The 10188-nt window shown below is 60.1% G+C and carries 9 protein-coding genes and 1 pseudogene; 5 read left to right on the top strand and 5 right to left on the bottom strand.

The annotated features are described in order from the left end of the window. Positions 1–6: 6 nt before the first annotated feature. From XalbCFBP2523_RS01555 to XalbCFBP2523_RS01565, 3 genes are all read right to left on the bottom strand, one after another. Positions 7–1116, bottom strand: a complete 1110-nt coding sequence (locus tag XalbCFBP2523_RS01555; RefSeq protein ID WP_146084014.1) for a benzoyl-CoA 2,3-epoxidase subunit BoxB — start codon at positions 1114–1116, stop codon at positions 7–9. Positions 1117–1367: 251 nt separating this feature from the next. Beyond that, a complete protein-coding gene (locus tag XalbCFBP2523_RS01560) occupies positions 1368–2315 on the bottom strand; it encodes an alpha/beta fold hydrolase (RefSeq protein ID WP_045765742.1) in 948 nt (315 codons plus the stop codon). Between the two features lie 81 nt (positions 2316–2396). After that, entirely contained in the window at positions 2397–2648 is a 252-nt protein-coding gene (locus XalbCFBP2523_RS01565; protein ID WP_045765743.1) for an MbtH family protein, read from the bottom strand. A gap of 411 nt (positions 2649–3059) precedes the next feature. Between XalbCFBP2523_RS01565 and pabB the strand changes: the two genes are divergently transcribed. The 5 genes from pabB to XalbCFBP2523_RS01590 all read left to right on the top strand — a co-directional run bounded on the left by pabB (position 3060) and on the right by XalbCFBP2523_RS01590 (position 7131). Continuing rightward, positions 3060–5210, top strand: coding sequence for an aminodeoxychorismate synthase component I (gene pabB, locus XalbCFBP2523_RS01570; protein ID WP_045765744.1), 2151 nt, complete (start codon positions 3060–3062; stop codon positions 5208–5210). A gap of 19 nt (positions 5211–5229) precedes the next feature. After that, entirely contained in the window at positions 5230–5409 is a 180-nt protein-coding gene (locus XalbCFBP2523_RS01575) for an aminotransferase class IV (RefSeq protein WP_045765745.1), read from the top strand. A gap of 75 nt (positions 5410–5484) precedes the next feature. Further along, complete coding sequence (locus tag XalbCFBP2523_RS01580) at positions 5485–5898, top strand: aminotransferase class IV (RefSeq protein ID WP_080928092.1); 414 nt, start codon at positions 5485–5487, stop codon at positions 5896–5898. Then, positions 5879–6481, top strand: a complete 603-nt coding sequence (locus tag XalbCFBP2523_RS01585) for a pentapeptide repeat-containing protein (protein WP_012916028.1) — start codon at positions 5879–5881, stop codon at positions 6479–6481. The genes XalbCFBP2523_RS01580 and XalbCFBP2523_RS01585 overlap by 20 nt, the downstream gene beginning before the upstream one ends. Next, the gene (locus XalbCFBP2523_RS01590; protein ID WP_146084015.1) at positions 6478–7131 is read left to right on the top strand and encodes a chorismate--pyruvate lyase family protein; all 654 of its coding nucleotides are present in this window, start codon (positions 6478–6480) and stop codon (positions 7129–7131) included. Before XalbCFBP2523_RS01585 ends, XalbCFBP2523_RS01590 begins: the two co-directional genes overlap by 4 nt. Before the next feature lie 22 nt (positions 7132–7153). Here the strand turns inward: XalbCFBP2523_RS01590 and XalbCFBP2523_RS01595 are convergent. Together XalbCFBP2523_RS01595 and XalbCFBP2523_RS17375 are read right to left on the bottom strand one after the other, a co-directional pair. Further along, a partial coding sequence (locus XalbCFBP2523_RS01595; RefSeq protein ID WP_249027707.1) for a thioesterase domain-containing protein occupies positions 7154–8512 on the bottom strand: 1359 nt, incomplete at its 5' end. 1 nt (position 8513) lies between these two features. Continuing rightward, a pseudogene (locus XalbCFBP2523_RS17375) lies at positions 8514–10146 on the bottom strand (condensation domain-containing protein); the annotation flags it as partial. Between the last annotated feature and the right edge of the window lie 42 nt (positions 10147–10188).

Below are 10188 nucleotides of genomic sequence, written 5' to 3' on the forward strand. Positions count from 1 at the left end.
TGCCGCTTACGCCGGCATCAGCTTATCCAGACTTGCACCGGCGGGCGCCAACCAAGCAGCGGTACGACCTTCGCCCAGCTCCCTGCCCATCAAGCCTCGCACGCCAGCCAGATCCTGCGACGTTGGCAGCAACGCGGCCAGCCGTTGGCCAGCGGCATCGTGCACGGGGTTGCCATCCAGGTCGAAGGCAAGCCCCTTGCACGGGCCGAAATCGCGGTGGAAACGCTCGTGCGGCAGCTGTAGCTCAAAAGCCAGGCCAAGGCGCCTGAGCTGTTGATTCCAGCGGCCGATGATAGCGCCGACTTCGGCTATGTATTGTCGGCGCATTACCGCATTGATTGCCAACTCGGCAGGTGCGGTGGACGAGACCAGTCTGTCTTCGCAGCGCACGTCGACGGCGACCTCCGTGCCTTCGAGCTTGTCGAAGTTGCGTGGACTGCGGATGCCGGCCTGGTACAGGACGCGTGAACGCTCCGAAATGTCGTGGCCGAATAGGTCAAAGATCTTCGGTAGCCAATAGTTAAGGTATTTCTGAAAGACGGGCAAGGGGATCGCACCGGCGTCGAAGATCGCGTGCGTATCCTCACGCAAGGTAATCTCGGCGCTTCGATATAGCACGCGCTCCAGGCCATCCATGCCGAACTTAATATGCAGAGGTTCCTCGAACATCATGAAGCGGGCGGTGCGTGCCAACGGCAGGAAAGCTGACTGGGTCACCGCTTGAATCTGGTACTTGCCTACCCGGTCGGCGAAGAAGCACCACATGAAATGCGATAGCCAATCTTCGGTGTGGTAGTTGAAGGCATCGAGCAGGCGCGGGTTCTGCGCATCGCCACTCATGCGTTGCAGCAGGCCCTCGGCGGCGTCGGCTCCGTCGCTGCCAAAGTATTCGATCAGCAGATGCGACATCGCCCAGGTGTGCCGGCCTTCCTCTAGAAAAAACTGGAATAAGTGCTCCAGGTCGATCGCGCTGGGCACCATTTGCGTCAGCTCGTGGCTCTGCTCAACCGCTGCGTTTTCTACGTCACCTTGCACGGTGACATGATCCAGCAGCAGGTCACGATATTCTTCCGGCACGCACGTCCATGCCACCTGTCCCTTGCGCTCGCCGAACACTACGGTGTTGCGGTCTGGCGGCATCATGAATACGCCCCAGCGGTAGTCGCTGGGGCGCATGCGGTGATAGCGCGTCCACTCGCTGCCCTTGACGCCACCGGTAGGCATGCGCAGGTTCATCTCGCGATCGTGGAATTCGCTGGGGCCGCGGAGGCGCCACCATTGCAGGAAGCGAACTTGGTAGGAAGTCAGTTGCCTGACCAGCGCGCTGTGTGGATCAAGGTCGATATTGTTAGGAATGTACATGAGGGTCAGGCCGCGCTGTGCATCGAGGTAGGGGCGACTTCGCCGACCGTGAGCCCGATGAAGTCGATGATCCGCTGAGCCACGGCACCCGGATCATTGAACAGTTGCAGGTGACCGCCATGATCTAGCAGGTCCAGACGCAAAGACGGGTCGTGCCTAGCCAACTGCACCGAGGCGGAGTAGTGGCTGAAGCTGTCGTCCTTGCAGTGCACGATCAGGGTAGGGTGCCTGCCCAGGGCGGTGGGCAGCAAGGCTTGCACGGATTGCTTGTTCTCTTCGTAGGCACGCATGTAGCGCGAGAACACCAATGTGCTCGCTGGATCGGCTAGGTGCAGCATGGTGAGCTTTTCGGCCAAGTCGTCGCCGCGTAAAGGTTGGCCGCGGTACTTGTCCAGGATGGCGGCGAGCTTTTTGGCCTGTTCCAGACCGTGCCGCTCGATCTGAAGGTAGATCGGCAAGGCGCAACGTTCGAATTCGGATTTTACGATGGGCGGCAGCAGGCCCGCCGGCGCCACCCAAGCCATGCTGCGTGGTGCGAAGCCATGCAGCGCAATGGCATGCACGGCCAATTGTGCAGCCTGACACCAACCGACAAAATGGCAATCGGCGTAGTCGTGTTGGTGCAGGATGCCCAGCAGGGTCGCGGCTTGGCGATCCAGATCGAAGTCTTCCGCGGTTACCGATGTCTGGGAATTCGGGCAGCCGATGGATTCCCAGCACAACACATGGAAATGCCTAGCCAGTCGTTGCGCCAACCGGCTCAGCAGCAGGTAGGACATGCCATAGGGCGGTAGCAGCACCAGCTTGGGCGATGCCTGAGCGCCTAGCCAATACAGCTCAAGCTGCCGTCCATCGGTAGTGCAGTATTGCGACAGCCTTACCCCTGCGAGCGCGTCGTCCAGGGCGGACAGATCTTGCTTTTCCAGATAGTGCGGCAAGCAAGCACAGCCCATGAGTTTCCTACCCTCGCTTGACCACATGACAAGACTGCGCCGTCACCGGTGGCTGGAAAGCTTGCGCCGGGGCGGAACACCTCACGAGTAACTCGATTCCAACCTACTTCCGTCTGGAGAGCTCGCGTCCCCTAAATTCTTGTCATCGAGTTCGCGCAGCGATAAGGGGCGCATGTCGGTCCAGGTTTCGTCGATATACGCCATGCACTCGTCCTTACCGCCAGCATAGCCTTCCTTGCGCCAGCCAGGCGGGACCTCAAGATCGGACGGCCACAGTGAATACTGCAGTTCGTCGTTGATCAGCACCAGATAAGCCTGTTCCTCGAACGTCATCCTAAAGATACCCCCGGAAGGCTGCTGCGAAGCACGGAAGTTGCTACATCGCACAATGCGATTCAGATGGACCAAGCAAAGCGACTATACATGACGTCACTTCGACGATGTCAAGAAAAATAGCGCGTGAAGAGCACGTAAGAGTGATGTGTTTCGCACCGCTGTACGTCCCATCGCCATCGCGGCAAAGCTTACACGAAAAATTCACCAGGGCATGCGTTCAATACGCGGGTCAAAGCAATATCCTTGCGCTTGCAGAGCTATGTTCGTGCGTAAAGCGCCAAGGCAGTGGGGAGCAACACCTTGGGTTTCGGTTGAGGTGCGGGTAGCAATTTCTGCTTAATATCCACGCGCGGCGGTTTTTGTCTTGCCGGGCGTCAACTGTCTCATCGAGCAGTCTGGGAGGCTATTTTGCGCTGCCTTATCATAAATAATTACGATTCGTTCACTTGGAATCTCGCCGACTACGTAGCGCAGATCTTCGGCGAAGATCCCCTGGTGGTGCACAACGACGAGTACTCCTGGCACGAACTGAAGGACCGCGGGGGATTTTCCTCGATCATCGTTTCGCCCGGTCCCGGCTCGGTGGTTAATGAAGCGGATTTTCACATCTCGCTGCAGGCGCTGGAGCAGAACGAATTTCCGGTGTTAGGCGTATGCCTGGGCTTTCAGGGACTTGCGTATGTCTATGGTGGCCGCATCCTGCATGCGCCGGTGCCCTTTCATGGCCGTCGCTCCACCGTCATCAACACCGGCGACGGTTTGTTCGAAGGCATCCCGCAGCGTTTCGAGGCAGTGCGCTATCACTCGTTGATGGTCTGCCAGCAATCGCTGCCGCCTGTGCTGAAAGTGACGGCGCGTACCGATTGCGGTGTGGTGATGGGCTTGCAGCACGTGCAACACCCGAAATGGGGAGTACAGTTCCACCCCGAATCGATCCTCACCGAACACGGCAAGCGCATTGTTGCTAACTTTGCCAAGCTGGCTGCGCGCCACAGTGCACCGTTACTTGCCGGGTCGGAGCAGGCCGGCAAGGTTTTAAGCGTTTGCGCGCCCGAGATGGTGACACCGCGGGTACGTCGCATGCTGAGCCGGAAGATCAAGTGCCGTTGGCAGGCGGAAGATGTCTTTCTGGCCTTGTTCGCTGACGAAAAGCATTGCTTCTGGCTGGACAGCCAGCTGGTCTGCAGTCCAATGGCGCGCTATTCGTTCATGGGAGCGGTGAACGAGAGCGAGGTAGTGCGGCATTGCGTGCGGCCAGGGAGCATGGTGCAGGAGGCAGGCGAGCGGTTTCTTGCTGAGATGGATCGGGCGTTGCAATCGGTGCTTACTGAGGACGTCGCCGAGCGGCCACCGTTCGCGTTTCGCGGCGGCTACGTGGGCTACATGAGCTACGAAATGAAATCGGTGTTCGGCGCGCCGGCTTCACATGCCAATGCCATCCCCGATGCGTTGTGGATGCGCGTGGAGCGCTTCGTTGCCTTCGACCACGCCACTGAGGAGGTATGGTTGCTGGCGCTCGCTGATACGGAGGATCTGTCGGCATTGGCTTGGCTAGACGCCATCGAGCAACGTATCCATGCCATTGGTCAAGCGGCTCCGGCTTGCATTTCGCTAGGCCTGCGCAGCATGGAAATCGAGCTCAATCATGGTCGTCGCGGCTACCTTGAGGCAATCGAGCGTTGCAAACAACGCATCGTCGATGGCGAGTCCTATGAAATCTGTCTTACCGACCTGTTCTCGTTCCAGGCCGAGCTGGACCCATTGATGCTCTATCGCTACATGCGGCGAGGGAACCCAGCGCCGTTCGGGGCCTATTTGCGTAACGGTAGCGATTGTATCCTTAGTACTTCACCAGAGCGTTTTCTGGAAGTGGACGGCCACGGCACGATTCAGACCAAGCCAATCAAGGGCACCTGCCGCCGTGCCGAGGATCCCCAACTGGACCGTAACTTGGCCATGCGCCTGGCCGCCTCGGAAAAGGACCGAGCGGAAAACTTGATGATCGTCGACTTGATGCGCAACGACCTAAGCCGCGTGGCGGTGCCCGGCAGCGTCACCGTGCCCAAGCTGATGGACATCGAAAGCTACAAGACCGTGCATCAGATGGTCAGCACGGTGGAAGCGAGGCTGCGCGCCGATTGCAGTCTAGTCGACCTGCTTAAGGCGGTGTTCCCCGGCGGCTCGATCACCGGCGCACCGAAGTTGCGCAGTATGGAGATTATTGATGGCCTGGAGAATGCGCCGCGTGGCGTGTATTGCGGCAGCATCGGCTACCTGGGCTACAACTGCGTCGCCGACCTAAACATTGCGATCCGCAGTCTTTCTTATGACGGGCAGGAAATACGTTTCGGCGCCGGCGGCGCCATCACCTTCCTGTCCGACCCGCAGGATGAGTTCGACGAAGTGTTGCTGAAGGCGGAGGCGATCCTCAAGCCGATCTGGCATTATCTACATGCGCCGAACACTCCCCTGCACTACGAGTTGCGAGAGGACAAGCTGCTGCTAGCCGAGCACTGCGTTAGCGAAATGCCGGCCAGGCAGGCCTTCATCGAACCATGAGCCGCGGCGAGAGAGGTCCATGCACACCATTGTGAACGGCCTTCCCGCTTCGTCCATAGCGATTTTCGATCGCGGCCTACAGTACGGCGATGGATTGTTCGAAACCCTACGGCTAGGCATCGCGCTGCCGGACATCCGTCAGCAGGTCTGCGAGGCCATCGCGACTGGCGCCGCGCCGCGTGCCGTGGCGAAAAACTGATCGTGACGCGTGGCAGCACCGAGCGAGGCTATCGTTGTCCTCTGGCGGTGGCGCCCAACTGGGTGCTCAGCCTGAATGAGGCTCCCATGCTTACGCGCGAACCAGGACGGGCTGCTGATGGATACGGCCGGCCGGGTGGTCGAGGGCTGCACCAGCAATCTGTTCCTCGTCGAGAACGGCCATCTGGTGACGCCCGACCTGGGCGTGGCCGGCGTCAGCGGGATCATGCGAGGCAGGGTGATCGAATATGGCCGGCAGCACGGTCTCGCCTGCGCGGTAAAGCACGTCTATCCGGACCAGCTAGTGCGTGCTCAGGAGGTGTTTCTGACTAACGCCGTGTTCGGCATTCTGCCGGTGCGCAGCATTGACGCTCACAGCTACCGCATCGGTCCTGTTACCCTGCGTTTGCTCAATGCCCTGTGTCAAGGCGTATATTTCACCGAACGGTCACTACATCAGGTTTCCATCCATGCCGGCCAAGACCCTTGAAAGCAAGGATTACTGTGGAGAAAGCTTCGTCAGCGAAGATCGCTCCGGGCAATCGCTGGAGTCGATCCGATTCGAGGATTGTACGTTCCGACAATGCAACTTCACCGAGGCTGAGCTCAATCGCTGCAAGTTCCGCGAATGCGAGTTCGTCGACTGCAACCTGAGCCTCATCAGCATTCCGCAAACCAGCTTCATGGAAGTGCGCTTCGTCGACTGCAAGATGCTCGGTGTCAACTGGACCAGCGCACAATGGCCATCGGTGAAGATGGAGGGGGCGCTGTCGTTCGAGCGCTGCATCCTCAACGACAGCTTGTTCTACGGCCTATACCTGGCCGGGGTAAAAATGGTGGAGTGCCGTATCCACGATGCCAACTTCACCGAAGCCGACTGCGAGGATGCGGACTTCACGCAGAGCGACCTGAAGGGCAGCACCTTCCACAACACCAAACTGACCGGCGCCAGCTTCATCGATGCGGTGAACTACCACATTGACATCTTCCACAACGATATCAAGCGGGCTAGGTTCAGCCTGCCGGAAGCCGCCTCGCTGCTCAACAGCCTGGATATCGAGCTGTCCGATTGAGCCTGGCCATTCGCTACCGTGTGACTGATGCAACCTGGCGGATGCATCCGCCGTCGCCGTTGAACACGCAGCAGAAAGACTGGCTGACACGCGGTGGTTCGTTGACCGCGCACCTGCGCTTGTTGGGGCAGGTACAGGTGCAAGTGCAACGGGAGCACAAAGCCATGGCCTGGCTGGATGAATATCGGGTGCTCGGACTGTCGCGCTGCCTGCTTGTATGGGTGCGTGAAGTGGTCCTGGTGGTGGACGCCAAACCCTATGTCTATGCGCGTAGCCTGACGCCGCTGACCGCCAGTTACAACGCCTGGCAGGCAGTGCGTAGCATCGGCAGTCGCCCGTTAGCTGATCTGTTGTTCCGTGATCGCAGCGTGCTACGTTCGGCGTTGGCGAGTCGGCGCATCACCGCGCAGCATCCGCTGCACCGGCGCGCATGCAACTTCGTGGCACAGTCGCATGCGACGCAAGCCCTGCTGGCGCGCCGCTCGGTATTTACGCGGCAAGGCGCCCCGTTGCTGATCACCGAATGCATGCTGCCAGCGTTGTGGGCAACGCTGGAACCGGTGGCAGCTCCGCGCCAGGCGAGTCTGAGTGCGGACGGCCCTTGCCGGCATTCAGCGCAGATCGTCTCGCCTGAGTCGATGCTGGAATAGCCTTGGCATCGAAGCCCTCCGATCAGGCATCGAGGTCCGTCACCAGCATGCGCGCCAGCTCACGCAGCGGGTCGCCTTGTAACATGCTGTAGTGATTGCCCGCCGCGCTCTTGATCTGCGAAAGTGGTACGTAACCTGTGATATCCGGCAGTACCTCGCTACCCCCGCGTGGCTTGGACATGTCGGCATAGGACACGTGTACCGCAGTCTGTGCCTGGTACAGATGAGCGTTAGGCTGCAGGCACTGCGGCTCGAAACCGGCCAACAGCCCCAGGTGATAGCGCGTAACGCGCAATTGCTCGGCCAGCGGTGGCCACATGCGGCTTTCCAGAGTAAACCTCAGGTGTGCGAGCAGTTTGTCCAGTGATGCCTGGTGGCGGCTGTAGTCGAACACGTGCTCGTCGTCACCGTCGGCGAACAGCAGCTGCCGGGCTTCGTCTATTTCAGCCTGCTCGAAGCCGCGCTTGGCCAACGCGGCCAACGTATTGAGCGCCGCCACGAAGGTAAGCTGCCGGGGCTCGCGCGCATGTACCGGTATCAGGCTGCTATCGAGCAGGCCCACGTAATCGACGCGCAGGCCGCGCCGCTGCAATTGCTCAGCCACAGCCAGGGCTAGCACGCCGCCGGAGGACCAGCCCAGCAAGCGGTAGGGCGCACCGGTCGGGCCAGCCAGCAACGCATCGCAGTAGTGCGCGGCCAGGTCGGACAAATGCGCGAAGCGGCGCACCGGTTCGCATTGCAGGCCATAGACCCTGGCAGAGTGCCCTAGGGCGGCAGCCAGATCGATGTAGCAATGAATCTGGCCGCCGATCGGGTGGATGGCATACACCGCCGCGCGTTCGGTGCGTAGGCTAAGCGGTACGATAAGACTTACCGGCATGCTGCCGGCTTGGCTTTGGCGCATGCCGCGCTCGACGACAGCGGCAAAATCTTCCAGCACAGGGGATTCGAACAGCGTGTTGACCCGCACTTCGATGTCGAAACTCTGGCGGATACGCGAGAACAACTGGGTAGCAAGCAGCGAGTGACCGCCGAGGTTGAAGAAGTTGTCGTTGAGGCTCACGCGTAAGGGGGCGGCCTGTGCGGGGGTCAGCAGTTCGCTCCACAGCTTGGCCAGGGTGATTTCGACCTCGCTGCGCGGAGCGAGGTAGTCGCTGTCGCTGCTGGCGGCTTGCGGCTCGGGCAGGCTCAAGGTATCGAGCTTGCCATTGGGCAAGCGCGGAAGCGCCGGCAGCGACTGGAAGCGCGTTGGCAGCATGTAGGTAGGCAAGCGTTCCTGCAGCAGCTTGCGCAGCTCGTCGAGGTTGAGGACACCCTGGCGTGGCACTACGTAGGCCAACAGTTCCGGCGTGGGCGAGCCTTGCGGCCAACCGATCACGGCNGTCGGTGTTGATCGGCACAAGCCAGTTCCTCGGCGTGCAGTGCCACTTGCGCATCGAACAGATCCAGCACACTGCGCGAGGTATCCAGAGTATGAGGGGTGACCTCGGTGCGAGCGACCGGCAGCGAAAAATCCGAGAGGCGGCAGCGCGGTTCTTCCAGCATCCGCTCCAGCACTCTTTGGTGGTGGGCCAGCATGCGCTGAACCGTAGCCGCCGAAAACAGCTCCGCGGCGTATTCGACAGTGACTTCCAGGTGGCTTCCGTCGCCGATGAACTGCAGGTCCAGCTCGTTGGGTGTGGTGCGTTCGCCAAATTCCATCTGAGCGCTGAGGAAGATCTGGGCAAATGCATTGACGCCTTCGGTGGCGAAATTTTGGTGTCGGAGCATGATCGGCACGAGCGGGATCTGGCTGCTGTCACGCGGTTTCTTGAGAGCGCTTAAGACATGCTCGAACGGCAGTGCGCGATGCGCGTAGGCGTCCAGCACTTGCTGGCGCACGTGCTGCAGAAAATCCTCGGCAAAGGCGTGACTGCCCAAGTTTAGGCGTACCGCCAGGATATTGACGAAAAAGCCGATCAGATTCTCGGTTTCCAGCTGATCGCGTCCGGCGCTGGTAGTACCTAAGCAGAGTTCTCGCCGGCCGGTGTACTGGTGCAAGACGATCGCCAGGCTCGCCATAAGTGTCATGAACAAGGTGACGCGCCGTTCCTGGCTGAATGCGGCGAGACGCGCGGCCAAGGCGTCGGGATAGGTCAGGTGTAGTATGCCAGCACGCCAAGCTCGATTAGCCGGGCGTGGAAAATCGTAGGGCAAGGCCAGCCCTTCTTCGTAACCATGCAAACGCTGTTTCCAATAATCCAGATCGGCGCTGAAATCCTGTACGCGCTGCCATGTAGCATAGTCGGCATATTGCAGCAGCAGCGGTGGCAGTGCCGGTGGCGTCTGCTGTAGCGCGGCTATATAGAAAGCACGTAGGTCGTGAAAGATCAGGTTAATCGACCAGCCGTCGCAGATGATGTGATGCATGTTCATCAGGAACACGTGGTAATCGTCCGATACGCGCAGCACCGATACCTTGAGCAGCGGGCCGTGGGCAAGATCGAATACGTGCGCGGCGTGCTCGGCGACTAGGCGTGGCACTTCTGCGGGTGTCGCTGTGATGCAAGGCACTGGGACCTGCATGGCGTCGGCGATGTGCTGGCTGGGATAATCGCCGCCAGCGCAAGTTGCTATGCGGGTGCGCAAGGTTTCATGCCTGGCCACCAGCGCCTGGATCGCCTCGCGCAGCGCTGACATCGAGAAATCGGCACTGCGTAAATGGCAGGCGAAGGCGACATTGTAACTGGTACGTTGCTCGGGCATGTGTTCATGCACGAACCACAGGCGCTCCTGCTGATAGCTCAGCGGAACGGGAGCATCGCGCACGGCACGGGAAGAGATGGTGTTGCCGCCAGTCGGAGCCTGTTGTTGCCGCGCTTCGTTGACCACTCGCGCAAAATCTTCCAGCACAGGGGATTCGAACAGCGTGTTGACCCGCACTTCGATGTCGAAACTCTGGCGGATACGCGAGAACAACTGGGTGGCAAGCAGCGAGTGACCGCCGAGGTTGAAGAAGTTGTCGTTGAGGCTCACGCGTAAGGGGGCGGCCTGTGCGGGGGTCAGCAGTTCGCTCCA

The organism is Xanthomonas albilineans, assembly GCF_002939705.1.
Classification (GTDB): Bacteria; Pseudomonadota; Gammaproteobacteria; order Xanthomonadales; family Xanthomonadaceae; genus Xanthomonas_A; species Xanthomonas_A albilineans.

Bases quoted from the DNA above. Each gene is read 5' to 3' on its own strand.
- XalbCFBP2523_RS01560 (WP_045765742.1), bottom strand. From the start codon at position 2,315: ATGGGCTGTGCTTGCTTGCCGCACTATCTGGAAAAGCAAGATCTGTCC.
- XalbCFBP2523_RS01565 (WP_045765743.1), bottom strand. From the start codon at position 2,648: ATGACGTTCGAGGAACAGGCTTATCTGGTGCTGATCAACGACGAACTG.
- XalbCFBP2523_RS01575 (WP_045765745.1), top strand. From the start codon at position 5,230: ATGCACACCATTGTGAACGGCCTTCCCGCTTCGTCCATAGCGATTTTC.
- XalbCFBP2523_RS01580 (WP_080928092.1), top strand. From the start codon at position 5,485: ATGAGGCTCCCATGCTTACGCGCGAACCAGGACGGGCTGCTGATGGAT.
- XalbCFBP2523_RS01585 (WP_012916028.1), top strand. From the start codon at position 5,879: ATGCCGGCCAAGACCCTTGAAAGCAAGGATTACTGTGGAGAAAGCTTC.